This is a genomic window from Salmonella sp. NW1250, from assembly GCF_051812965.1.
Taxonomy (GTDB): domain Bacteria; phylum Pseudomonadota; class Gammaproteobacteria; order Enterobacterales; family Enterobacteriaceae; genus Salmonella; species Salmonella enterica.
On the sequence record NZ_JAMNDD010000020.1, the window covers coordinates 16,231 to 41,108 of the forward strand.

At 53.8% G+C, this 24,878-nt stretch carries 19 protein-coding genes and 2 pseudogenes; 13 read left to right on the forward strand and 8 right to left on the reverse strand.

The window, feature by feature from the left end:
• Positions 1-6 precede the first annotated feature (6 nt).
• Genes NBA72_RS23080 through NBA72_RS23100 form a run of 5 tightly spaced genes read left to right on the forward strand, consistent with a single transcriptional unit; the run spans position 7 to position 3,911 of the window.
• Positions 7-894, forward strand: coding sequence for a TrbG/VirB9 family P-type conjugative transfer protein (locus NBA72_RS23080; protein ID WP_000758230.1), 888 nt, complete (start codon positions 7-9; stop codon positions 892-894).
• Positions 894-2,027 (forward strand): type IV secretion system protein VirB10, encoded by a 1,134-nt coding sequence (virB10, locus tag NBA72_RS23085; protein ID WP_000101920.1) that lies wholly within the window; start codon positions 894-896, stop codon positions 2,025-2,027. The genes NBA72_RS23080 and virB10 overlap by 1 nt, the downstream gene beginning before the upstream one ends.
• Before the next feature lie 50 nt (positions 2,028-2,077).
• On the forward strand, positions 2,078-3,079 hold the full coding sequence (locus tag NBA72_RS23090) for an ATPase, T2SS/T4P/T4SS family (RefSeq protein WP_001076634.1): 1,002 nt from the start codon (positions 2,078-2,080) through the stop codon (positions 3,077-3,079).
• Complete coding sequence (locus NBA72_RS23095) at positions 3,076-3,603, forward strand: phospholipase D family protein (protein ID WP_000715148.1); 528 nt, start codon at positions 3,076-3,078, stop codon at positions 3,601-3,603. Before NBA72_RS23090 ends, NBA72_RS23095 begins: the two co-directional genes overlap by 4 nt.
• Positions 3,600-3,911: a hypothetical protein gene (locus tag NBA72_RS23100; protein WP_000570332.1), complete on the forward strand. Its 312-nt coding sequence runs from the start codon at positions 3,600-3,602 to the stop codon at positions 3,909-3,911. Before NBA72_RS23095 ends, NBA72_RS23100 begins: the two co-directional genes overlap by 4 nt.
• A gap of 672 nt (positions 3,912-4,583) precedes the next feature.
• On the opposite strand, the pseudogene NBA72_RS23105 reads toward NBA72_RS23100, so the two are convergent.
• Together NBA72_RS23105 and NBA72_RS23110 are read right to left on the reverse strand one after the other, a co-directional pair.
• A pseudogene (locus NBA72_RS23105) lies at positions 4,584-4,724 on the reverse strand (Tn3 family transposase); the annotation flags it as partial.
• A 15-nt stretch (positions 4,725-4,739) separates the two neighbouring features.
• Positions 4,740-5,318, reverse strand: a complete 579-nt coding sequence (locus tag NBA72_RS23110; RefSeq protein WP_194428374.1) for a recombinase family protein — start codon at positions 5,316-5,318, stop codon at positions 4,740-4,742.
• On the opposite strand from NBA72_RS23110, the pseudogene NBA72_RS23115 reads away from it, so the two are divergent.
• The 3 genes and pseudogenes from NBA72_RS23115 to NBA72_RS23125 form a co-directional block, all read left to right on the forward strand.
• Positions 5,292-5,360, forward strand: a pseudogene (locus NBA72_RS23115) (EAL domain-containing protein); the annotation flags it as partial. The gene NBA72_RS23110 and the pseudogene NBA72_RS23115 overlap by 27 nt on opposite strands.
• A 74-nt stretch (positions 5,361-5,434) precedes the next feature.
• Positions 5,435-7,114 (forward strand): Mu transposase C-terminal domain-containing protein, encoded by a 1,680-nt coding sequence (locus NBA72_RS23120; protein WP_000179844.1) that lies wholly within the window; start codon positions 5,435-5,437, stop codon positions 7,112-7,114.
• 2 nt (positions 7,115-7,116) lie between these two features.
• Complete coding sequence (locus tag NBA72_RS23125) at positions 7,117-7,524, forward strand: TniB family NTP-binding protein (RefSeq protein ID WP_439005029.1); 408 nt, start codon at positions 7,117-7,119, stop codon at positions 7,522-7,524.
• A gap of 22 nt (positions 7,525-7,546) precedes the next feature.
• Here NBA72_RS23125 and NBA72_RS23130 read toward each other — a convergent pair whose 3' ends face one another.
• Together NBA72_RS23130 and NBA72_RS23135 are read right to left on the reverse strand one after the other, a co-directional pair.
• On the reverse strand, positions 7,547-10,579 hold the full coding sequence (locus NBA72_RS23130; protein ID WP_039022048.1) for a Tn3 family transposase: 3,033 nt from the start codon (positions 10,577-10,579) through the stop codon (positions 7,547-7,549).
• A 3-nt stretch (positions 10,580-10,582) separates the two neighbouring features.
• Positions 10,583-11,143 carry a recombinase family protein gene (locus tag NBA72_RS23135; RefSeq protein ID WP_039022047.1) on the reverse strand — a complete coding sequence of 187 codons (561 nt, stop codon included), beginning with the start codon at positions 11,141-11,143 and terminating at the stop codon, positions 10,583-10,585.
• A 426-nt stretch (positions 11,144-11,569) separates the two neighbouring features.
• On the opposite strand from NBA72_RS23135, the gene NBA72_RS23140 reads away from it, so the two are divergent.
• From NBA72_RS23140 to NBA72_RS23155, 4 genes are all read left to right on the forward strand, one after another.
• The gene (locus NBA72_RS23140) at positions 11,570-13,141 is read left to right on the forward strand and encodes an ATP-binding cassette domain-containing protein (RefSeq protein ID WP_039026336.1); all 1,572 of its coding nucleotides are present in this window, start codon (positions 11,570-11,572) and stop codon (positions 13,139-13,141) included.
• A 48-nt stretch (positions 13,142-13,189) separates the two neighbouring features.
• The gene (locus tag NBA72_RS23145) at positions 13,190-13,741 is read left to right on the forward strand and encodes a TniB family NTP-binding protein (RefSeq protein ID WP_439005030.1); all 552 of its coding nucleotides are present in this window, start codon (positions 13,190-13,192) and stop codon (positions 13,739-13,741) included.
• Positions 13,738-14,955 (forward strand): TniQ family protein, encoded by a 1,218-nt coding sequence (locus NBA72_RS23150; protein WP_006122485.1) that lies wholly within the window; start codon positions 13,738-13,740, stop codon positions 14,953-14,955. Before NBA72_RS23145 ends, NBA72_RS23150 begins: the two co-directional genes overlap by 4 nt.
• A gap of 61 nt (positions 14,956-15,016) precedes the next feature.
• Positions 15,017-15,640 (forward strand): recombinase family protein, encoded by a 624-nt coding sequence (locus tag NBA72_RS23155; protein ID WP_003155741.1) that lies wholly within the window; start codon positions 15,017-15,019, stop codon positions 15,638-15,640.
• 201 nt (positions 15,641-15,841) lie between these two features.
• Here the strand turns inward: NBA72_RS23155 and NBA72_RS23160 are convergent, their stop codons facing one another.
• The gene (locus NBA72_RS23160) at positions 15,842-17,089 is read right to left on the reverse strand and encodes a glycerophosphodiester phosphodiesterase family protein (RefSeq protein ID WP_439005031.1); all 1,248 of its coding nucleotides are present in this window, start codon (positions 17,087-17,089) and stop codon (positions 15,842-15,844) included.
• On the opposite strand from NBA72_RS23160, the gene intI1 reads away from it, so the two are divergent.
• Complete coding sequence (gene intI1 / locus NBA72_RS23165; protein WP_000845054.1) at positions 17,019-18,032, forward strand: class 1 integron integrase IntI1; 1,014 nt, start codon at positions 17,019-17,021, stop codon at positions 18,030-18,032. The genes NBA72_RS23160 and intI1 overlap by 71 nt on opposite strands.
• A gap of 497 nt (positions 18,033-18,529) precedes the next feature.
• Here intI1 and NBA72_RS23170 read toward each other — a convergent pair whose 3' ends face one another.
• The 3 genes from NBA72_RS23170 to NBA72_RS23180 form a co-directional block, all read right to left on the reverse strand.
• Positions 18,530-21,652: a type I restriction endonuclease subunit R gene (locus NBA72_RS23170; RefSeq protein ID WP_148636101.1), complete on the reverse strand. Its 3,123-nt coding sequence runs from the start codon at positions 21,650-21,652 to the stop codon at positions 18,530-18,532.
• A 121-nt stretch (positions 21,653-21,773) separates the two neighbouring features.
• Complete coding sequence (locus NBA72_RS23175; protein ID WP_148636102.1) at positions 21,774-22,967, reverse strand: restriction endonuclease subunit S; 1,194 nt, start codon at positions 22,965-22,967, stop codon at positions 21,774-21,776.
• Positions 22,964-24,520: a type I restriction-modification system subunit M gene (locus NBA72_RS23180; protein ID WP_000202812.1), complete on the reverse strand. Its 1,557-nt coding sequence runs from the start codon at positions 24,518-24,520 to the stop codon at positions 22,964-22,966. The genes NBA72_RS23175 and NBA72_RS23180 overlap by 4 nt, the downstream gene beginning before the upstream one ends.
• Positions 24,521-24,878: the final 358 nt, after the last annotated feature.

Sequence of the window (24,878 nt, forward strand, 5' to 3'; positions counted from 1 at the left end):
TGTACTATGAAAAAAGTAGTCTTATCCGCAGTGATCGCAATGGCGCTGGCCGGGACCACATTTAACGCAGCGGCGCTTCAAGCGCCGAAAAGTTCACCGTATGACTTCCGTATCAAAACGGTAGTTTATAACCCGGTCGATGTGGTGCGAATTGATGCGGTAGCGGGCCTGTTTACGCATATCGTCGTTTCCCCGGATGAAAGCTATATCACTCACGCTTTCGGTGATTCTGCTGGCTGGATTTTCTCACACAAACTTAATCACTATTTCGTGAAACCTAAGACCGAAATGAGTGATACCAACCTGACCATCGTTACTGATAAACGGTCTTATAACATCGTGCTTCACTATATCGGTGAGACGACAACAAAGAACGCTGACGGCACAGAAACAAAATCGTTTATCAAAACGCCGTGGTCAATGAAACAGGCCACGCTTCAGCTGACCTATGAATACCCGTTTGACGAGCAGAAAAAAGCCTCCAGCGTGGCTGAGAAAAAGCGCCTGACGGAGAAGCTACGGGAGTCTGCTTTCGCTGGTCCTAAAAACTACCAGTATGAAATGAGCGACGAGCCGGAAATGGCAGATATTCAGCCGATCCATGTTTGGGATAACTACCGTTTCACGCGCTTTGAGTTCCCGGAAAACGCCGACTTACCGCAGGTTTATTACATATCGTCCAGCGGCAAAGAGACGCTCCCTAACTGTCGCCCGGTTGGTGAACATAACAACATTCTGGAATGCCAGAACGTAGCGAAAGAATGGCGTGTAAGGCTTGGCTGGACAAAGGTTGTTGGTATTAAAAATATCAACTACGTGCCTTCAGCTGGCGCAATTTCCACTGGCACAGCCTCCCCGGATGTAAGAAGGGTGCAAAAAGGAGGGGATAACTAATGGCCCGTAAAGTCGATATTGATAGCGAGCTGGATAACAACAACAGCTTCAACGATGAACGCGGGGGAATGCCCGCACAGAAACGCCGCACCGCACCAGGGCTAAAAGCCTTTATTGCTATCCTGGCTATCATCGCCATGTGCTTCGTTGGCGTCACTATTTACACGCACACACGCAAAGCGCCGGACACGGCCAAAGCTGACAGCGGTAATAAAAATGATGGGGTTAGCAGTCTGCCTAACTATCAGTTCAACACTAACCCGAACGTTGGCGGGGCAGCGGCCCCTGACGCTAATCAGAAGGCGATGCAGGATAAAGCCAGAGCGGAATATGAAGCCAGTCATAGCAACACGGGCCGGGCCAGCAACGGGAAGAAGCAGCTGACACCGGAAGAAGTCGCCATGCAGCGCCGTCTTGATGGCGATCTTTCCGGCGAGCAGGGCGGTAGCCAGACTCCGGCCAAAAAAGAGCAGCAAAGCGACGAAGGCAGCGAAGGCAGCAGCGCGTTAGCAAAAGAGCTTACACCTGCCCGCCTGAAAGGCAGCAGAGCGGGCGTAATGCAAAATATGAGCATGACCATTGCTAAAGGGACGATGATACCGTGTGGCACGTCTACGGAGCTGGATACGACCGTTCCCGGCATGGTGTCCTGCCGGGTGACGCGTGATGTGTATTCCCTCGATGGGTTGGTGAAGCTGATCGACAAAGGCGCATTTGTTACGGGCCAGATGAACGGTGGCCTCAAAAATGGTCAGGCTCGCGTCTTTGTGCTGTGGGAGCGAGTGGTAAACCCGGATGGCACATTCGTTAATCTGGATAGCGCCGGGACCAACTCTCTCGGTAGTTCCGGTGTTCCCGGACAGGTTGACTCCCACTTTTGGGATCGCTTCGAAGGGGCCGTGTTCATTTCCGTCCTGTCTGACGCGCTTCAGGCTGGCGTGGCCGCAGCTCAAAACGGCAATAATATCCAGTTTAGTAATACGCAAAACAACTCGCAGGAACTGGCCTCTGAAGCACTGAGAGCCACGATTAACATCCCGCCAACACTCTACGACCAGCAGGGCGACGCAATCAGTATCTACGTCGTTCGTGACCTCGATTTCAGTGATATTTACTCACTGGCAGACAACTAATCAACGTGGGCCGGAAGGCCCACTGTTCTTTGTAGCAGGAGATAACTTACATGAATCAATCATCGGCTTATTACCAGCTGGGGCCGCTGCGGGAGTATTTCGAAGATCCGGGCGTATTTGAAGTCCGAATCAACCGTTATAACGAGGTGGTTTGTGACACATTCGAAGGCCGCAAAATCATCCAGAACGACAGCATTACCGGCGCGTTTATCGATAACCTGACTGCGGCATTAACCAGCGCCAATAACGTTTCGCGCCAGATGATTAATGACGTGGTGTTACCGGACGGTTCCAGGGGAATTATCTGTTTACCGCCTGCGGTGATCGATAACACCGCCGCTATCGCTTTTCGTAAAAATATCGCGCTGGATAAAGACCTGGCGACGTTAAGCCAGGAAGGTATCTTTGAGTTTTGCCGGGAAATTGACAGCCATAAGCGCGAGCTGGACGACGACGATCTCCTGCTGAAAGAGTTATACCGGGCTAAACGCCGGGAAGAATTTTTGCTTACTGCGGTACGGAAAAAGCGAACCGTTGTCGTTGTGGGAGAAACCGGGTCAGGGAAAACGGTACTCACCCGCGCCCTGCTCAAAGCCATTAGCCCGCAGGAACGCGTGATAATCATGGAGGATGCTCACGAAGTTGAAGCTACCCACCTGGAAGAAGCCGTTTATATGAAATATGGCGGTAAAGATAAACCAGGGCTGGCTACGCCGACGCAGTGCCTTAAAGCCTGTATGCGCCTGACACCAGATCGTATCTTCATGACAGAGCTGAGGGATGATGCTGCATGGGATTACCTTCAGGCGTTGAATACCGGACACCCTGGCGGCTTAACCTCCACACATGCTAACTCGGCGATGGATGCCTTCACCCGTATAGGGTTGATGGTTAAAGCTACCGAAGTGGGCCGTATGCTGGATATTTCTGACATTATGCGCCTGCTGCACTCCACTATTGATGTGGTCGTTTTCATGGCGAAAAGGAAGATTCGCGAAATCTACTATTCGCCAGAATATAAGTATGAGTGCATGAATGGAGGGATAAAGTGAAAAAAGGAGCAATCATATTCCTGACGGGGGTTCTGGCCTTTTCCTCCCTGCCCTCAATAGCCGCCGATTCGCCATCGGTACAGGTCGGGTTTTCTCCTGAAGGTAGCGCTCAAACGTTGGTAATTGGCGCTATCGACTCCGCGCAATCCTCGATCCGAATGATGGCTTATAGCTTTACCGCGATGGATATAATGCAGGCGCTGGTCAAAGCTAAAAATCGCGGTGTCGATGTGAAAATCGTTATCGACGAACGCGGCAATCGTAATGACGTAAGCCACCGTGCGATGAAGTACATTGTGAAAAACGAGATCCCGCTGCGGGTGGATAGCGACTTTCCTATCCAGCATGACAAGGTGATGATTATTGATGAACGGTCAGTTCAGACGGGCAGCTTCAACTACACCAAAGCAGCAGAATCTAAAAACTCGGAAAACGCGGTGGTGATCTGGAACATGCCCCAGCTGGCAAAACCTTATCTTGAGCACTGGGAGGACCGTTGGAATCGTGGGGAGGACTATAAATGATAGAAAAATTTGAACGCTATATTTTCAAACATGCCGTACAGCCACTGAAATTAGTTGCTGTGGTAGCAATAGCTGCGGAGCTATCGCGCAGAGGATTAATGTTCATAGGTATACCCGCTTTTACCTCTTTCATTACAAATATGCTCGGTATTTTGATAATCATGTTAATGCAAAAGCCGATAATGATAAGAGGTGTGTACGAGACTAAAGATCGTTCAAGTTCCTATAGATGGATGCATTTTGCCATAACAGGACTTCAATCTATGTCCGTTGTAGTCCTGCTACTAATACCGATTTATGAGCGATAAAAGCATGAAAGGCGGCGTAAGTCGCCTTTTTCCAAAGGCTCCGCCCCTCCTGACGAGCTTCAAAAAAAAGCTACAAGTCAGAAGTAGGCGAAACCCGACACAGCTTAGAGATCTGCCGCCTTTCGTTGGCATCGCTCCCCCTGGTTACGTCCTGTGTTCCTGTCATATCGTTTACCGAAACCTGACCGCCTTTAGCCCATTCGGGCAACGTGGCGCTTTCTCATAGCTCACGCTTAAAGTTCTCGGCTCGACTTAGACAGTTCGCTCCAACGCTGCGGGTTTTAACCAGACTCCCCGTCTCCCGCTGCCGTTACGCCTGACTATGACAAACACACGATTTCCAGTTCGTCAGGCGCGGCAAATCGCCGCCATTGGTAACAGCCAATGCGGTAACGTCATTCGAGCAGGGAGATGGGACTTGAATTGCAGCCATGACGACTGCTACACTACATTTGAATTTAACGGTGACTGTTCTCCCTGCTTCGGATTCAGTTACCAGGTGCAAAGAGTTGACGCTCTTATCACCTTCGAAAAAACCACCTTGCCGGGTGGTTTTTTCGTTTCTGAGCAAGAGAGTACAGGATCTTCAGAGGATCGATCAACGATCTTTGATCTTCCGTTATTCCTCATCGCCTTCAAGGGGTCGGTTCCGGCTGAGGGCGAAATGACACCCTAAGCTTTCGGTTCCTTGGGCCAAAGATATTCGCCAGTCAGTAGAATGTGCGCCCAGCCCAATGGGGATATGTGGGGAAGAAATTCAGGGGGAACATCCAACCCTTCGTTCCGCCGCTCCGTGACGGCATGACCAAGATGGACCCCCGCATCGATTTATGTCTGTCCGATCTCAGTCATCCGGTGTCTGGCAAGAAGCCGCACCACGGTGGAAGGATGAACACGGAACAAACGTGCAGCATCAGCGCCCGTTTTTTGCCCCGATGTGACGAGCGAGACAATCTCTTTTTGCTGTTGGGGGGTTAACTTAGGGCGTCGCCCACCAACCCGGCCATCCTGGCGTGCCGCCGCAAGCCCGCTCTTTGTCCGCTCACGAAGCATGGCGCGTTCAAATTCAGCAAAGGAGCCAACGATCTGCATCATCATCCTGCCCGCCGGAGTGGATGTGTCAATATTTTCGGTAATGCTGCGAAAATCAGCTCCCGTGTTTTCAATCTTCTCCAGCGTCAGCAATAAATCCTTCAGCGAACGGGAAAGGCGATCCAGTTTCCATACAATAACCTGATCATCTTTGCGCAGTTGCTGTAAAAGACGTTGTAGTTCGGGTCGATCCCATCGCCCTCCCGAAGCTTTTTCCTGGAAAATCAGTTCACACCCGGCTGACTTTAGTGCTGATATCTGAGCCTGAGTATCCTGTTCCTGTGTCGAAATGTCATTTTCAGAAGACGACTGCACCAGTTGATTGGGCGTAATGGCTGTTGTGCAGCCAGCTCCTGACAGTTCAATATCAGAAGTGATCTGCACCAATCTCGACTATGCTCAATACTCGTGTGCACCAAAGCGAGGTGAGCATGGCGACGGACACCCCACGGATTCCAGAACAAGGCGTGGCCACTCTGCCTGATGAGGCTTGGGAGCGTGCGCGCCGTCGTGCGGAGATCATCAGTCCGTTGGCGCAGTCGGAGACGGTCGGGCACGAAGCGGCCGATATGGCGGCTCAGGCGCTGGGCTTGTCTCGGCGCCAGGTATACGTTCTGATCCGGCGTGCCCGGCAAGGCAGCGGCCTCGTGACGGATCTGGTGCCCGGCCAGTCCGGTGGAGGTAAAGGTAAGGGGCGCTTGCCGGAACCGGTCGAGCGCGTCATCCACGAGCTACTGCAAAAGCGGTTCCTGACCAAGCAGAAGCGCAGCCTAGCGGCCTTTCACCGCGAAGTCACTCAGGTGTGCAAGGCTCAAAAACTGCGAGTGCCGGCGCGCAATACCGTGGCCTTACGGATCGCTAGCCTTGACCCGCGCAAGGTCATCCGCCGGCGGGAAGGCCAGGATGCCGCTCGTGACCTACAAGGTGTGGGCGGCGAGCCTCCTGCCGTGACCGCGCCGCTGGAGCAGGTGCAGATAGACCATACGGTCATCGACCTGATCGTGGTCGATGACCGCGACCGGCAACCTATTGGCCGCCCGTACCTGACCCTCGCCATCGACGTGTTCACCCGCTGCGTGCTCGGCATGGTCGTCACGCTGGAAGCGCCGTCTGCCGTTTCGGTTGGCCTGTGCCTCGTGCATGTCGCCTGCGACAAGCGCCCTTGGCTGGAAGGACTGAACGTGGAAATGGATTGGCAGATGAGCGGCAAGCCCTTGCTGCTCTACCTAGACAACGCGGCCGAGTTCAAGAGCGAGGCCCTGCGCCGGGGTTGCGAGCAGCATGGCATCCGGCTGGACTATCGCCCGCTGGGACAGCCGCACTATGGCGGCATCGTGGAACGGATCATCGGCACGGCGATGCAGATGATTCACGACGAACTGCCGGGAACGACCTTCTCCAACCCTGACCAGCGCGGCGACTACGATTCCGAAAACAAGGCCGCCCTGACGCTGCGCGAGCTAGAGCGCTGGCTCACATTGGCGGTCGGCACCTACCACGGTTCGGTGCACAACGGCCTGCTCCAACCGCCGGCCGCGCGCTGGGCCGAGGCCGTGGCGCGTGTCGGCGTACCGGCCGTCGTCACACGCGCTACTTCGTTCCTGGTCGATTTTCTGCCGATCCTCCGGCGCACGCTGACCCGCACCGGCTTTGTCATCGACCACATCCACTACTACGCCGATGCGCTCAAGCCGTGGATTGCGCGGCGTGAACGCTGGCCGTCCTTTCTGATCCGGCGCGATCCGCGCGACATCAGCCGTATCTGGGTCCTGGAACCGGAGGGACAGCATTACCTGGAAATTCCCTACCGTACCTTGTCGCATCCGGCTGTCACCCTCTGGGAACAACGGCAGGCGCTGGCGAAACTGCGGCAGCAAGGGCGCGAACAGGTGGATGAGTCGGCGCTGTTCCGCATGATCGGCCAGATGCGTGAGATTGTGACCAGCGCGCAGAAGGCCACACGCAAGGCGCGGCGTGACGCGGATCGCCGCCAGCACCTCAAGACATCAGCTCGGCCGGACAAGCCCGTTCCGCCGGATACGGATATTGCCGACCCGCAGGCAGACAACTTGCCACCCGCCAAACCGTTCGACCAGATTGAGGAGTGGTAGCCGTGGACGAATATCCCATCATCGACCTGTCCCACCTGCTGCCGGCGGCCCAGGGCTTGGCCCGTCTTCCGGCGGACGAGCGCATCCAGCGCCTTCGCGCCGACCGCTGGATCGGCTATCCGCGCGCAGTCGAGGCGCTGAACCGGCTGGAAGCCCTTTATGCGTGGCCAAACAAGCAACGCATGCCCAACCTGCTGCTGGTTGGCCCGACCAACAATGGCAAGTCGATGATCGTCGAGAAGTTCCGCCGCACCCACCCGGCCAGCTCCGACGCCGACCAGGAGCACATCCCGGTGTTGGTCGTGCAGATGCCGTCCGAGCCGTCCGTGATCCGCTTCTACGTCGCGCTGCTCGCCGCGATGGGCGCGCCGCTGCGCCCACGCCCACGGTTGCCGGAAATGGGGTTGTAAGCCGGAACCGCCGAAATTTCCGTCACGCCAGTTCCACCCCTGCCACAAGGGCATCCAGATCAATCACCTTGCCGTCACTCTGAAAGGTATAGTGTCCGTTCAGCAAAATGTGTCGCCAGGCTGCCGGCGATATCTGGGTGAGCGCCGCGAGCGCCTTGGCGTTACCTGTTGCTTCGCACTTCGTTAGCAACCGCGACAGGATGGCCGAGTTGTAGTAGATGACTGCGTTGGCGATCAGCCTGGCGCACTGGTTGCAGATCTCGATCTCAATGTCGGTCCGCCCCGTCAATTCTTTCTTGCCTCCCACCTGCGCAATGCTTGAACGTAGCTGATGGTATGACTCAATCCGGTTTTGCGAGCGATGGACGTTACGTTCCAATTGGGGGTCGCGCAGGTAGCGTAGCGTGTAGATGCTGCGCACGAGCTTATCGAACTCGAAGATGGCCCGCCGCGTCGGGTTTGGCGCGGTGTAGGTGCACAGTTTGCGGATCAACGTTCCCTGCGTCATCTCCTTCAAACCCAGGGTGGCGATGATCCGGTCAATGTTCGCCTTTTCGCTGACAATCAACTGCCGATCTATTTGGCCAACTGGCTGGATCAGGCACTTCTCATACCGTGCTGGATCGCCCACACAATACAACGCCTGCAACTGGGCGTTGAGGTCGGTATACCGTGGCTCGAAACGCCGCCCGAACCAGTGCAGGATAGCGAAATTGGCCTTGTTGATGCTGTGCATATCGCCAGTAATGACCTCTGGCACAATGTCAGAGGTATTGCGATACCAGATGTCGAACACATGGTGGGCCTCATAATCATGGGCACCAATCAGGTATCCATTCAACGGGATGTGGTTGCACAAGAGCGTATAGGCCACCACGCCCTTGCCTCGCCCGAAATACTTGCGCGAGTAGCGCGCTTTCACGGTTGGCCGCTCGACGCTGAATTTCTGCCCATCGACAGCGCCATACAGCACATCGAGGTCGAACGAGTAATACGGGAAGATAGGCAGCGCGGCAATGGCATTGCTGATGCCGTCGTTGGCCTCGTGTAGCGATGCTTGCCGCAGGTACTGCTGATAGGCGCTCTCCAGGACGTGGTATGGAATATCACTGGTACGCGCCATGACCAGGTTGCCGTGGTTCATGGCCTGGGCGATGATGACCGCAATCAGGCTATCGGTATCCGCAACCTTCTTGGCGTAACGTGGTTGCAGCGGAGTCAGTGCCGATAGGAACTGGCATTGGTTGTTGACGAAGCGGAACACGTCGGCGACATCACAGTATGGCAATTGATCGTAAAAGGTTTGCTCCCGCGCCTTTTGGTTTTCCCCCTTGGGCTTGCGCCAAGTCAGTTTTTGCGTGTCTTTGTCGTATTCGAGGTGTGTCAGCTTGCCTTGTTTCAGCTCACGGTTGAATGCCCGCCATTGCTTGTGCAGCTCGGAGGCCAAGGCATCAAGCTGTGTTTCAACCGGTTGGCGCAGGAATGGGATGTCCATCTGTGCCAGCTCCTGAGCGTGCTCTTCCATAGACACCAACTCATCGGAGAAATGCCGATGTTGCAAACTGTCATCGAGATAAAGCTCGCCAGATTGGAAACGCTTTGTGACTTGGCGGTACAACCAGAACTCGTAGCGGTCGGCATGTAACCCTGTCGGCTCTCCATCTGCATCAAAGCTCAGCAGGTAGGGCCGCAAGCGTTTAGGTAGGGTGGCTGCCGGGCATTCAGCGAGTGGGCGTTGTGACAGACGCAGCTGCTTGGCGAACACGCTTTTAACCCAGGTTAGTGCCGCCAGCCACTGGCTGTCCGGATCGGTAGCGGCGAACTCCAGCGCGACAAACAACGGTCGGAGATGACGGCTGATACGTTTGGCCTGGCCATCCACCGCCTGCCAGTGCAATGTCAGTTTATTCAATGGCTTGACACTCATGCGCTGCGCCGTGTTTTGCAGCACGTCTTTGGCCATGATCTTGTAGGCGCGCTGGCGCACCTCGCCGAATGGCGTCGGATCCGCGACACTGTCGTCCACGTACAGGGACAGCAAGCGACCAACCTGGGGCGTTTCCTGATGACGTTTGACCTGCTCTTCGGCGAAAGACTCCCTGGCACCCGCGCGGTTTTCGTGATCAAGTTGATGCATGTGGAACGCCATCGCATCGACCAGGTTATCGCTGAGCTGCCGGTAGCGTACCCAAGCATAGCACAACAGATAGAGCTGGGTCTGCTCTGGCTTCAAGTTGCGCAAATCATGGACGGTATAAAAGTTAGCCAGACTCGCGTAATACAGCAGGTTTTGTTGAGAGATCCCAAGTTTGGGCAGCAGCCCTTTGGCAATCCCATGTAATGGCGCCAGTAGGGTACGCTTGTCACGCTCTCGGGCCATCTGACGCCACCCGAAATCCTTGGCGTCTTGTTTGAGAGCAGCCAGTTGCGACAGCGTATCGTCGCGCACCAGGAGCTGACTCAGGGAAGTCTTGGCTGGTTCATCCAACACCTGTGCAAGCAGGGCTCCCAGTCGTCGACGTTCAGCGGACAGGACTTCGCTGACCAGCGCTTGCAGGGTGGTATAGCCTGGACGAATGATCTTTTGTTCGTTGAGCCAGACGATCAGCTCAGCAGCAACAAAGTTGGGCGTCACATCACGCCGCACGATCAGCGAGGCTTGATGCTCAAGCGATGGCAGGTAGCTGGAGGCCCACGGCTGGTAACCGAATAGTGCGGCAATTTTACCGCGTTGGCTGTAGTGCTCGTGTTTGGAGATCTGCTTGGTCTCGAATGCCTCACCTTGAAAATATCGGCTGAGCACGAAAGCGCAATCATCCTCGACGTCACGCCAGTAGAAACGGAAGAAATCGTTCTTGGCTTTGAAATACCCGATCTGCAGAATGCAATAGACCTGAGCATGGATGCTTGGCCGGCTGCTGGCGAGCGCCAGTTCATTTTCGGTCAAGGCCAGGTATTCCAGGCGCTGCGCATCGTCAAAGTCCGGCAAGCCATACAGCGCCTCCTGCTCGGCGTCCGACAGAACTGTTAGTCGCTCGCTTTTAGCAATCGCCATGAGTTACTCCGGCACCCGCAAGTATTGGTACAGCGTTTCTCGACTGATCCCGAATTCACGGGCAAGCGTCGCTTTCTTTTCGCCAGCAATGACTCGCCGCCGTACTTCCGCTATCTCTGGGTCAGACAGCGATTTCTTTCGACCCCGATAAGCGCCACGCTGTTTTGCCAAGGCAATACCTTCACGTTGACGCTCCCGGATCAACGCTCGCTCGAACTCGGCGAATGCCCCCATGACAGACAACATAAGGTTTGCCATCGGTGAATCTTCGCCGGTGAAAGTCAGATGCTCCTTGACGAATTCAATGCAGACGCGGCGCTGGGTTAGTCCCTGTACAAGTCGGCGCAGATCATCCAAGTTGCGAGCAAGGCGATCCATGCTGTGTACCACGACCGTGTCACCTTCACGTACAAAGGAGAGCAAGACGTCAAGCTGCGGGCGCTGAGTGTCTTTCCCAGAGGCTTTGTCGATGAAAACTTTGTCCACCTGGATATGTTCCAGTTGCCGTTCTGGGTTTTGATCGAAGCTACTGACACGGATGTAACCGATGCGTTGTCCCTGCAAGAGACCTCCAGAGCTTAAAAGTGTCAGGAAGAAATCTATGACCTTGCCTTATGTGTGTCAATAAATTAATTTAACTGCTTTATTCTGACACTTTTTAACCGAACGATCTGACATCAGGATAGGGTATAGCCCAGACTGACACTTGACTTATTGATACAACATGCAAGTGAGTGATACCGGAACATTTGGCATTTTTTACTATCTGAAGTATGATTTTACTTTCATCAGTAAAGAGTATTTCGCCGATGCGCATTTAACCTGTCCGCACCCCACTTTTGATTCTTCTCCCGCCAGGGAGAGCGGGTGCGTCTCACCGTGACAGGTTGATGCTGATTCCTCTGCTGTTTTCCCACTAGTGGACACGTGTCCCTGTCATTTGGTTTAGCTCTTGGCCTGCGGCTTCCGCATTGGCCTACAGGAGTTCAGATGACCCATATCGCATGTCATATCAACACTTTGCAGCTGCCCTTCGTCGCCTGTACTGTGCCCCTTACCTTCACTTTGCCCGCTGCGGGCTGCACCCTGATCGGCCGTAACGGCATCGGCAAGAGCCTGCTGCTGGAACTGCTGGCGGGCCAGCGCCGCGCGGATTCTGGCAAGATCGAGTGGTTGACCCCCATCAGCTGGTTGTCCCAGTTTGCACCGGCTCAAGATCATGACTGCGCAGCCAGTGTGGCCGACCTTATCGGCTGGGGCGAGCCGCTACGGGCCCTTGAGCGCATCGAGCAGGGGAGCTGCGCCCAGGACGATTTCGAGTTGCTGGCTGATCGCTGGAACCTGCGCAGCGATCTTGCCGACCTGCTGGCAGAAGCAGGCCTCAGACTCGATCCCCATGTCCCGGTCAGCACCCTGAGCGGTGGCCAGCTCACCCGTTTGCGCCTGCTGGCGCTGTTTGCGAGGCCTGCTCACTTTCTGTTGCTTGATGAGCCAGACAACCACCTCGATGCCTCTGGCATCGACTGGCTAAGCCAGCAACTGGCCAGACATCGCGGAGGTTACCTGCTGGTGAGCCACGACCGGCGCCTGCTCAATCAAACCAGTCATATTCTGGAGCTGAGCGAGCAGGGGTTGCAGAGTGCCCGCCTCTCGTTTGACGAGTTTCTGGCACAGCAGGCCGAGGTACAGGCTGCCCGCAGCACCAGTTTGGCGCAAGCGGTGCGAAGCGAAAAGGCGGCGGCGCGCAGCTTGCAAAAAGTGCGTGAACAGGCGGCCAGACGAGCCAGTCAGGGGCGGCGTGAGCGCGGCTCCCAAGCCAAAATCCTGCTTGATTTCAAGGCGGAACAGGCAGGCAAATCCCTTGGCAGAGTGCTGGACCGCCACGAGCGGGGCCACAGTGCGCAAGTGGAGGCCCGCACCGAGGCAGCAGCCGCGCTGGCGGCGGTGCAGCCGCTCATCATGCAGTGGCCGGAGGAGATCGAGCGCAAGGGGGCTGCCCAGCCGCTGGTGATTACGGCTGCGTCTCACGTGCGCTGGCATGGCCAGCGGGTTGATCTGGTGCTGCAACGGGGTGAGCGCTGTTTGCTCGGCGGTCGCAATGGCTGCGGCAAATCGAGTCTGCTGCAGATGTTGCGTGGGGTGCTGGAGCCCGAGACGGGCAGCTTTCGCATCAATGGCAAGATGGCTTGCCTCGATCAGGGGCTCAGCCTGATTGCGCGGGATCTCAGCCCGCTTGCCAACCTGTTGACAGTGGCTCCGACACTGGCCGAGAGTGATGCGAGAACACGGCTGGCGGGCATAGCCCTGCGCGGCGATCGTGCTCTGACGCCTTGTCATGGTCTGAGTGGGGGGGAGAGGTTAAAACTGGGTCTGCTGATGGTACTGGCGCAACTGCCCGACCTGCTGCTGCTCGATGAACCGGACAACCATCTGGATCACCCCTCGCGTCAGTTGCTCACTCAGGTCCTGGCGGACTACCCAGGCACTCTGCTATTGGTTTCTCACGATCCCGACTTCGTTGCAGGGGTTGGGGTTGGTAAAGAATTAAATCTTTCAGAGTGACCGCAAGATGATTGACCTAGATGCCCTTGTGGCAGGGGGTTAGAGGAGTTGACGGAAATTTCGGCGGTTCCGGCTTACAACCCCGAAATGGAGCAACTGGCTCTGGCACTGCTGCGCAAGGTCGGCGTGCGCATGCTGGTGATCGACGAGCTGCACAACGTGCTGGCCGGCAACAGCGTCAACCGCCGGGAATTCCTCAACCTGCTGCGCTTCCTCGGCAACGAACTGCGCATCCCGTTGGTTGGGGTAGGCACGCGCGACGCCTACCTAGCCATCCGCTCCGATGACCAGTTGGAAAATCGCTTCGAGCCGATGATGCTGCCGGTATGGGAGGCCAACGACGATTGCTGCTCACTGCTGGCCAGCTTCGCCGCTTCGCTCCCGCTGCGCCGGCCTTCCCCAATTGCCACGCTGGACATGGCTCGCTACCTGCTCACACGCAGCGAGGGCACCATAGGGGAACTGGCGCACTTGCTGATGGCGGCGGCCATCGTCGCCGTGGAGAGCGGCGAGGAAGCGATCAACCATCGCACACTCAGCATGGCCGTTTACACCGGACCCAGCGAGCGGCGGCGGCAATTCGAGCGGGAACTGATGTGAAGCCTGCGCCGCGCTGGCCGCTGCATCCCGCCCCGAAAGAAGGCGAGGCGCTGTCCTCATGGCTCAACCGCGTGGCCCTTTGCTATCACATGGAGGAGCCCGACCTGCTGGAGCACGATCTTGGTCACGGCCAGGTCGATGACCTGGACACCGCGCCACCACTCTCGCTGCTGGCGTTGCTTTCCCAGCGGAGCGGCATCGAGCTGGACCGGCTGCGCTGTATGAGTTTCGCCGGATGGGTGCCTTGGCTACTGGACAGCCTTGATGACCAGATTCCAGACGCCTTGGAAACCTATGCGTTTCAGCTCTCGGTGTTGCTGCCAAGACTCCGCCGTAAGACGCGATCCATCACGAGCTGGCGTGCCTGGCTGCCCAGCCAGCCGATAAACCGCGCCTGTCCGCTCTGCCTGAGCGATCCGGAGAACCAAGCCGTACTGCTCGCGTGGAAGCTGCCCCTGATGCTGAGCTGCCCGCTGCATGGCTGCTGGCTGGAATCCTATTGGGGCGTGCCAGGGCGGTTTCTCGGCTGGGAGAACGCCGACGCCGAACCGCGCACCGCCAGCGACGCGATTGCGGCGATGGACCAGCGTACCTGGCAGGCACTGACAACCGGTCACGTGGAGCTGCCGCGCCGACGCATCCACGCCGGATTGTGGTTTCGACTTCTTCGCACGCTGCTCGATGAGCTGAACACCCCGCTTTCCGCGTGCGGAACCTGCGCGGGGTATCCCCGCCAAGTCTGGGAAGGCTGCGGGCATCCGCTGCGTGCTGGGCAAAGTCTGTGGCGACCGTATGAAACCCTGAATCCGATAGTACGGTTACAGATGCTGGAGGCGGCGGCAACGGCAATCAGCTTGATTGAGGTGAGGGACATCAGCCCGCCAGGCGAGCAGGCAAAGCTATTCTGGTCCGAGCCCCAAACCGGGTTCACCAGTGGCCTGCCGACGAAAGCGCCGAAGCCCGAGCCCATCAATCACTGGCAGCGTGCAGTCCAGGCCATCGACGAGGCCATCATTGAAGCGCGACACAACCCCGAGACGGCACGCTCGCTGTTCGCGTTGGCTTCCTATGGTCGGCGCGATCCCGCTTCCTTGGAACGGTTGCGCGCCACCTTCGTGAAGGAAGGCATCCCGCCGGAATTTCTGTCACATTACCTGCCTGATGCACCCTTTGCATGTCTTAAACAAAATGACGGGTTAAGTGACAAATTTTGACGGATAGAGCTTTCCGGCTCACACTGTCACATAATCGAACGTATACGTGACGGGTGAAAAGGTGCTGATCGGCTACATGCGGGTATCGAAGGCGGACGGATCCCAGTCCACCAATTTGCAACGCGATGCGCTCATCGCCGCTGGTGTGAGCCTTGCGCACCTTTACGAGGATCTGGCCTCGGGCAGGCGCGATGATCGCCCAGGGTTGGCTGCTTGCCTGAAGGCGCTTCGTGAAGGGGACACGCTGATCGTGTGGAAGCTCGATCGGCTTGGCCGTGATCTGCGCCACCTGATCAACACCGTGCACGACCTAACTGCGCGTAGCGTGGGCCTGAAGGTCCTGACCGGTCACGGTGCGGCGGTCGACACGACGACTGCCGCCGGCAAGCTTGTGTTCGGTATTTTTGCCGCGCTGGCCGAGTTCGAGCGTGAGTTGATTTCCGAGCGAACAGTCGCTGGACTTATCTCGGCGCGCGCTCGCGGCAGGAAAGGGGGGCGCCCCTTCAAGATGACCGCCGCCAAGCTACGCCTGGCGATGGCCAGCATGGGGCAACCGGAAACCAAGGTGGGCGATCTCTGCGAAGAACTCGGGATTACCCGGCAGACGCTCTACCGGCACGTGTCGCCCAAGGGCGAACTGCGGCCAGACGGCGTAAAGCTGCTCTCCCTCGGTTCAGCCGCATAAATGGAGGCGACCTGGAACGGGGCGCTGTTCAGTGCGGCAACGATCCGATTACCGGTGTCGACCCAGAGCAGCCGTAGAGCTTTTGGGAAAGCTGTCGTTCAACGTCTGAATTCACCGGCCTTGCGCGGCTTTATGCGCAAGGTCCGGTGGAATGATGGGTTGGGCGATGTGCGAGAAATACCCATTGAGTGTCTATCCTTGCTATGGGTAGGAATTAGGTAATGAACTATTGCTCTTCGACAATGCGCCACTAATCAACTCAAGCTCATTAGTCCAAATCCCACCTTTGTATCCCTGGGGCAGTTTGTATAGTTCCTCGATTGAGTCGATCCCCTGGGACGCACCACCGTGATAGTTGCCAGCGACAAAAACCGCACTTCCAACTGACTCCATTCTGCGGATAAAAGTCTCTGGCCACCCCCACAACCACCTTGTGTAGTTGATGGGCACTAGCACCAAGGTTCGTTCGCAACTCTTCGGTATGGCCCCAGACCAGCCGGCCAATAGATAGCCAATTAAGCATGATTTCAGCGAGTCACGACTCATGGTGAGGATGTCGGGTACTCGCTCGCGAACTACATTGATTGGCAATTCAGCTCCATATACTGCAATGAGTTGTCGGCGTGCTTCCGGCAGTTCTGCAAGATAAGCGGCTATGCGCTCGCCTTCTAGAGGATCGTTGCTCTTTATATTGACCAGCAACGGCTGCTTCGGGAATGCGGCAAGGACTTCCCGTAGAGACGGCATTTGTCCGATAGCTTTTCCTCTGAAAGGAAAGCTCTTTCCGTTATCTGCCGTGTATCCGTACCCGATGTCTAGCGACTTCAGATACGACATCGTTTGATCTCTCGTGCGGCCGCTACCGTTCGTGCGACATTCAAGAGTCCAATCGTGAAAGACAGCAAATTCCCCATCTGTCGTGGGGTGAACATCGATTTCGACGACGCTCGCACCAAGCCTGATCGACGCGCTTATAGATTCAAGGGTATTTTCCAGCAGGCTGTGCTTCGGAGAGTAAATGCGAGTGGCAGTGCATGTTGAATTGGTAACTCCATTTGGGTCGAAGGTCTGCGATATGCCTCTATGTGCCAGAAGAACAGGAGTATTCCTCTGTGTCTTGACGAAGTGCAGACTGTGCTCGGAGGCGCAGCCACTGAGTAGTAGAACCATCCCACCAGCGATGCATAGGCGGAAAAAATTAGTTCTCTTTTGGGTAGATAGCATCCTAATCATGACGCCCAACTTTGTTTTAGGGCGACTGCCCTGCTGCGTAACATCGTTGCTGCTCCATAACATCAAACATCGACCCACGGCGTAACGCGCTTGCTGCTTGGATGCCCGAGGCATAGACTGTACAAAAAAACAGTCATAACAAGCCATGAAAACCGCCACTGCGCCGTTACCACCGCTGCGTTCGGTCAAGGTTCTGGACCAGTTGCGTGAGCGCATACGCTACTTGCATTACAGTTTACGAACCGAACAGGCTTATGTCAACTGGGTTCGTGCCTTCATCCGTTTCCACGGTGTGCGTCACCCGGCAACCTTGGGCAGCAGCGAAGTCGAGGCATTTCTGTCCTGGCTGGCGAACGAGCGCAAGGTTTCGGTCTCCACGCATCGTCAGGCATTGGCGGCCTTGCTGTTCTTCTACGGCAAGGTGCTGTGCACGGATCTGCCCTGGCTTCAGGAGATCGGAAGACCTCGGCCGTCGCGGCGCTTGCCGGTGGTGCTGACCCCGGATGAAGTGGTTCGCATCCTCGGTTTTCTGGAAGGCGAGCATCGTTTGTTCGCCCAGCTTCTGTATGGAACGGGCATGCGGATCAGTGAGGGTTTGCAACTGCGGGTCAAGGATCTGGATTTCGATCACGGCACGATCATCGTGCGGGAGGGCAAGGGCTCCAAGGATCGGGCCTTGATGTTACCCGAGAGCTTGGCACCCAGCCTGCGCGAGCAGCTGTCGCGTGCACGGGCATGGTGGCTGAAGGACCAGGCCGAGGGCCGCAGCGGCGTTGCGCTTCCCGACGCCCTTGAGCGGAAGTATCCGCGCGCCGGGCATTCCTGGCCGTGGTTCTGGGTTTTTGCGCAGCACACGCATTCGACCGATCCACGGAGCGGTGTCGTGCGTCGCCATCACATGTATGACCAGACCTTTCAGCGCGCCTTCAAACGTGCCGTAGAACAAGCAGGCATCACGAAGCCCGCCACACCGCACACCCTCCGCCACTCGTTCGCGACGGCCTTGCTCCGCAGCGGTTACGACATTCGAACCGTGCAGGATCTGCTCGGCCATTCCGACGTCTCTACGACGATGATTTACACGCATGTGCTGAAAGTTGGCGGTGCCGGAGTGCGCTCACCGCTTGATGCGCTGCCGCCCCTCACTAGTGAGAGGTAGGGCAGCGCAAGTCAATCCTGGCGGATTCACTACCCCTGCGCGAAGGCCATCGGTGCCGCATCGAACGGCCGGTTGCGGAAAGTCCTCCCTGCGTCCGCTGATGGCCGGCAGCAGCCCGTCGTTGCCTGATGGATCCAACCCCTCCGCTGCTATAGTGCAGTCGGCTTCTGACGTTCAGTGCAGCCGTCTTCTGAAAACGACACGAAACCCGGGCATAACCGATAAGCATGATTGCGATTTCCTGTTGCCATTTGATTTTATATTGCAATACATTTTTGCAATGCACAAGGTCGCATCGTTACGTTGGGACAGGGATAGTTGCACAAACGTTCGTTTATGCGCGAAGGTGGGAGGGGAGAAAAGTTGGCAGTTATCGCAGCTACCCGGTCACTACCCCTTCAGGGAGCGAATAATTGTATCTCAGGTACCTGTTGTCGCAGGGTGTTGTAATTCATGTCTTTTACAAAAATCAGGAGGCCGCAGCCTCCTGAACAACATCAGATCCTTCCACCCACCCCTTTGAACTTATCAATGAATGCTGAGACCTTCTGAAACACCGTCTTTTTCTTGGTTTTATACTGTGGATTTAGCGGACTGAGTTTCGGTAACGCTTCATTCAGAGCCGTCCCGTTTTCAGTGGCATATTCACGCTTGAGTGACGCACTGATATAACGCCTGGCAGCATCGTGATTGAGATTCTCTTCCTGAATCAATGCCTCCGCTTCCCGCTGCTGAGCGGCCTGAGCGAAGGTGTAGAACTGCTCTATCACGGACTCTTTATTCGGCAGGTTATCTATATCTGTCTGCCCGATAAATTCCAGCATCAGCCCTTCTTTCGCCCGGTTCCCCAGACTGGCACGGATAAGCCGGGTGACCTCTTCCTTCAGTGTCTCTTTGTTCGGGTGCTGTTTGTTGTATTCAAAAATCAGTTCAAGAATGTAATCGAGATTGATTTCCTGAGACTTCAGCAAGTCAACTTCAAACACCACGTCATCCCAGCTGACTGTCGTATTGCCCTTCACATTACTTTCGCGCTCCTTGCGCTGCCAGTCACGGATATCGTTGTAGCTTGAACGATAGTCCTGTACTTCTCGTTCGGAAGGTAACCGGATGGACTGGAGTGCTGCCAGTTTTTCATCATCAAGGAAATGTTCAGCCTTAAAAGCGTCAACGGCGGCAGGGTCACTGATATCCACTGTCTGAATCGCTCTCAGTGCCGTGAACTCATCGTAGTTTTGCAGAATATTTTCAGCCCGCAGGTATTCGCCAAACAGTTTGATGAAGGCTTTTTTCTCTTTTTCAGAAGTGATATCTGCCGGGTCAGGAAAGCGGGTCTCCAGCTCACGGACAATATCGATAAAACCACGACGTGTTTCACCCGTGACTGCATCAGTGAAGCCTTCCATGTATTCGGTATAGCTTTTCTCCATGACCACACTTTTGGTGTTGCTCTTCCCGAACAGGGTAATGGCATCAATGGTGGCCTGCTCTAAGTCCCGAAACGTGACGATATTACCAAAGGTTTTCGTGGCGTTATAAATCCGGTTGGTACGCGAGAATGCCTGCATCAGCCCGTGATAACGCAGGTTCTTATCGACAAACAACGTGTTCAGTGCCGGAGCATCGAAGCCGGTCAGGAACATACCCACTACAATCAGCAGGTCCACTTCCTGAGACTTAACCCGTTTAGCCAGGTCGCGGTAGTAATCCTGAAAACCGTTGCCATCAGTGCTGAAATTCATTTTAAAGGCGGCGTTATAGTCAGCGATGGCAGATTCCAGAAACTCACGGGAGCCTGGGTTCATCTCTGAGGTATCAATACTCTCATCGTTAATATCACCGATAGCATCCTGTGCTTCATTGGCAGCATACGAGAAAATGGTCGCAACCGTCAGGGGCTTATAACTGCTGTCCTGCTCAGCCCTTAACTTCTGGATGTGTCTGAAGGATTCATAGTAGGCTTTGGCGGCATCGACGCTACTGACGGCGAACATAGCGTTAAAGCCCTTAGCGCCGGGGAAAGCCCGATGGGTCTTTTGCCGGAAGTGCTGAAGGATGTAGTTTGTCACTTCCTCAATCCGATTAGGGTGCAGCAGGGCGTGTTTGTTTTCTGCCGCAGTAATTTTCTTCTCGTCCGTCTCGGTTTCTATCGCCTTAAATTGCGGGCGCACATCATTGTAATCCACCTTAAATTTCAGGACTTTTTCATCACGGATGGCATCGGTGATGATATAGGCATGCAATTCCTTACCAAATACACTGGCAGTATCTTCCGCACCCAGCGCATTTTTACCGGCAAAAATCGGTGTGCCTGTGAAACCAAACTGATAAAAACGTTTAAATTTCTTCTTCAGGTTTTTCTGGGCTTCCCCGAACTGGCTGCGATGACATTCATCAAAAATAAAGACGACCTGTTTCTGGTAGACGGCTAAATCTGCATCCCCCTTCATCAGGTTATTCAGCTTCTGGATAGTCGTGACAATGATTTTATTGTCATCTTTATCGATATTACGCTTCAGTCCTGCGGTGCTGTCAGAGCCGTTGACGCTGTCCGGTGAGAAACGCTGATACTCTTTCATGGTCTGATAATCGAGGTCTTTGCGGTCAACCACAAAGAAGACTTTATCGATGAAATCCAGTTCAGTTGCGAGTCGGGCGGCTTTAAAACTGGTCAGGGTTTTTCCTGAGCCTGTCGTATGCCAGATAAACCCGCCTCCGTCAGTGCTGCTCCATTTCTTTGACTGAAACGCACTGTTAATTTTCCAGAGGATACGTTCAGTGGCTGCAATCTGGTAGGGGCGCATAATCAGCAGTGTGTCGCTGGTATCAAATACCGAGTAATTAAACAGGATATTCAGCAGGGTATGTTTCTGGAAGAACGTGGCCGTAAAGTCTCTCAGGTCTTTAATCAGTGTATTGTCAGACCGCGCCCAGTTCATGGTGAAATCGAAACTATTTTTATCCCGTCTAGTCGTATTGGCAAAGTAACGGGTATCTGTTCCGTTAGATATCACAAACACCTGAAGGAATTTGAATAACGAATTTTCGCTATTAAAACTCTCTTTGCTGTAGCGATGAATCTGGTTAAAGGCCTCCCTAATCGCCACACCACGCCTCTTCAGTTCAACCTGTACCAGTGGTAGTCCATTGACCAGTATTGTTACATCATAGCGATTCGCATGCGTTCCCGTCTGTTCAAATTGCTGGATAACCTGCAACTTATTACGGATAAGATTTTTCTTGTCGATAAGACTGATATTTTCAAGACGACCATCATCAAAAGTGAAATCACAAATGTAGTTATCATGAATCTTACGGGTTTTATCGATAAGAGTATCACTGGGGTTATCGAGATAACCCTCAGTAAAGCGCCGCCACTCCCCTTCGCTAAATACCACCTGATTCAGCGCCTGAAGTTGCACCCGCACATTGGCCAGCATCGCCGACTGAGAGGTTAAATCAGGCACAAACTCATAACCCTGATTACGTAAATCCTGAATCAGTTCATGCTCTAACTCCGATTCACTCTGGTAGCGGTCACTCGCTTCCCATTCCGTGACGTATTTATCCAGCACGATGAAGTTATTGGATTCGGCGATGGTTCTGGTCTGCTGCGTCATACTGCTCCCTGCTGTCGTTGTACTGCGAAGGGTGAAACGATGCACTTAGGGCTTGAGCATCGGGTAATATCTGTGCAAAAGCACTGCCAGTCAGAGGTTCTCACCGGCAGTGTCGCTGATGTCAGTTCGTTACGGAATCAGGTTTAGGGAAACTGAACAGCAAATCACGGTAATATTCGTACTGTTTCTGACGTAGCTCGATTTCACGAGGTAAGCCTTCGCTGATGGAGTTTGTTAATCTATCAAACTTGTCCAAAATGGTAACTATACGGGTTTGTTCGTCGAATGATGGAATGGGTACTCGATATTTCATTATTACGTCTTTATTTCCACGGGGCATTTTTGCACCTTTGGCGTGTTGCATGTTGTATTCAAAAAAATTGTCATCAGCCAAAATCTGATAAAGATATCTTGATAAAATCGATTTATGGCAACTGCGAATAACCAATACATCACCATTTGTTCCACCAGTCGAATCAGCTTGCCAAATTTTCTTCAAATATGGTCGGATGTTACCGATCAATATGTCACCCTCACGAAACTCAGTAAGATTGCCTGAAGTTGGTACGTAATTTGATTGCATCTTTCCTGCACGATTTTGTAGAAGGTTATCAACGCCTACATAATTATTTTTATCAAGTTTGTCAAAGCTAATACGTGATTTAGAATATGCTGCAATCTCCCCCAACGTTTTCCACTCAACTTCGGCCTCGTCAAAACAAAGCAACTGCTCGCGATAGTAGTTGTACTGCTTTTTACGCATGGTAAGCTCAGCGGTAAGCTCAGCGGTAAGCTCAGCGGTAAGGGCGGTAAATTTATCCAGAATCCGGACGATTTCAGACTGGATAGCAAGGGACTTTTCCGGAGTATCCGGGCAGGGAATTGGGATTTTTTTTTGAGAATAATTACTAATCCATTGGCGTTTATGGTCTCCCTCTGCGAATTCACTTGGTAATGTATTGAGCCAATAGTAAACATATTTCAGTAAGGTTTTATTATCATCACATGATGTAACCATTTTCATGGCCGATGATTTTGCCTTAAAGTCAAAATCCACCCATTTATTAGCGGTGGTGAAATCATCAAAAATTATTACAGGTGCCTTTGATGCCTGATAAATACCATGAGTCTCATTTGTGTATCCAAGAATAAATGTTTTTCCGGCAGTAAGAACCGGTATGGTATATGTGTCGTGATAATCTTTTGCTTTTACCAAATACTTTGTTGGCTGTTCATATTTGGTTATTTCCCCCAATGGCAACCACTCAACTTCAACTCCATCCAGCAATTTTTCCAGATAACTCATCTCGCTCATTTCTGCACCTCGCAGCCTTCAATTTCAGCCACAATCGCATCGATATCCTTGCGTAACTGGTCAATTTTACTGACCGTGGTTTTCAGTTCTGCATTGAGTACCGTAATATCGATAACATCACGGGTATCTTCAGCCTCAACGTAGCTACTGACAGACAGGTTATAGTCATTCTTGGCAACATCTTCAGCCGCAACAGACTTCGCCAGATGGTCGGTATCGGCCTTGCTCTCAAAGACCTGCATAATCTGTTCGATATGGGCATCAGTCAGCACGTTGTTGTTGGTTTCTTTCTTAAACAATGCGCTGGCATCAATGAACTGCACGTTAGTATCGGTTTTGTGTTTCGACAGCACCAGAATATTCACGGCAATGGTGGTACCGAAGAACAGGTTCGGGGCCAGTGATATCACGGTTTCAACATAGTTGTTGTCGACCAGGTACTGTCGGATTTTCTGCTCTGCGCCGCCACGGTAAAAAATGCCGGGGAAACAGACAATCGCTGCACGACCTTTTGCAGAAAGATAGTTCAGCGCATGTAGTACAAACGCAAAGTCAGCTTTTGATTTCGGGGCCAGTACGCCAGCAGGAGCAAAACGCTCATCGTTAATCAGGGTCGGGTCATCACTGCCCACCCATTTCACGGAGTACGGCGGGTTAGACACAATCGCATCAAACGGCTTCTCGTCTTTAAATTCAGGAGCCAGTAATGTGTTCCCTAACCGGATATCAAACTTGTCGTAGTTGATGTTGTGCAGGAACATATTCATACGCGCCAGGTTAAAGGTCGTATGGTTAATCTCCTGACCAAAGAAACCGTCCTCGATAATGTGATTATCAAAGTGTTTCTTGGCCTGAAGCAGCAGAGAACCTGAACCGGCCGCAGGGTCATAGATTTTATTGACGGAGGTCTGTCCGTGCATGGCCAGCTGAGCAATCAGCTTAGAGACATGCTGCGGGGTAAAGAACTCCCCGCCGGACTTACCCGCATTGGCGGCATAATTGGATATCAGAAACTCATAGGCATCACCGAACAGGTCAATCTGATGGGCATCAAAATCCCCGAGAGCCAGCCCCTCAACCCCTTTCAGTACCGCAGCAAGCCGGATATTTTTCTCTTTAACGGTACTGCCCAGCCGGTTACTGGTTGTATCAAAATCAGCAAACAACCCCTTAATGTCGGCTTCTGACGGATAACCGGATGCAGAGCTTTCAATCGCGACAAAGATACTGTTTAAATCAGCATTCAGGTGGTCATTCGTATTGGCACGCTTCGCCACATTACAGAACAGCTGGCTTGGTGCGATAAAATACCCCTTTGTTCTGACCGCATCGTCCTTAATCTCATCACCAATATCACTGTCAGCCATTCCGGCATACTGAACACTGTCATCACCGGCTTCGATGTAACTGGTGAAGTTCTCACTGATAAAACGGTAAAACAGCGCCCCTAAGACGTATTGTTTAAAGTCCCATCCGTCAACGGCACCGCGAACCTCGTTCGCAATAGCCCATATCTGACGGTGTAATTCGGCGCGTTGTTGCAGGCTGGTCATCTGCGTTTTCCTGATTAATAGAATGTGTTGCCCACGGTTTGGTAGGTAGATTAAATCACTAATAGGATTAGTATATTACGATTATGCGGACATTGTGAGAACTATAGAGTCGACTGTTAATCATTGATGATTTTTGAGCAGGTGACTGAATTTTTGTTGGGCAATCAGGTAATTTGCGAACGCTGATCAGATAAAATGTGAAAGTGGCTCCAAATCAGATGCAATTACGCACCTCCCTGCAAAGCCCTAATCTCGCTCACCGCCACGCAACTGCCGCACGTCCCCCACGGGGGTGCGTAGTGGGCGCCGCGTGGGAATCGGCCCATGTTCGCCGGGCGCTGCCGGTATGGGAATCACC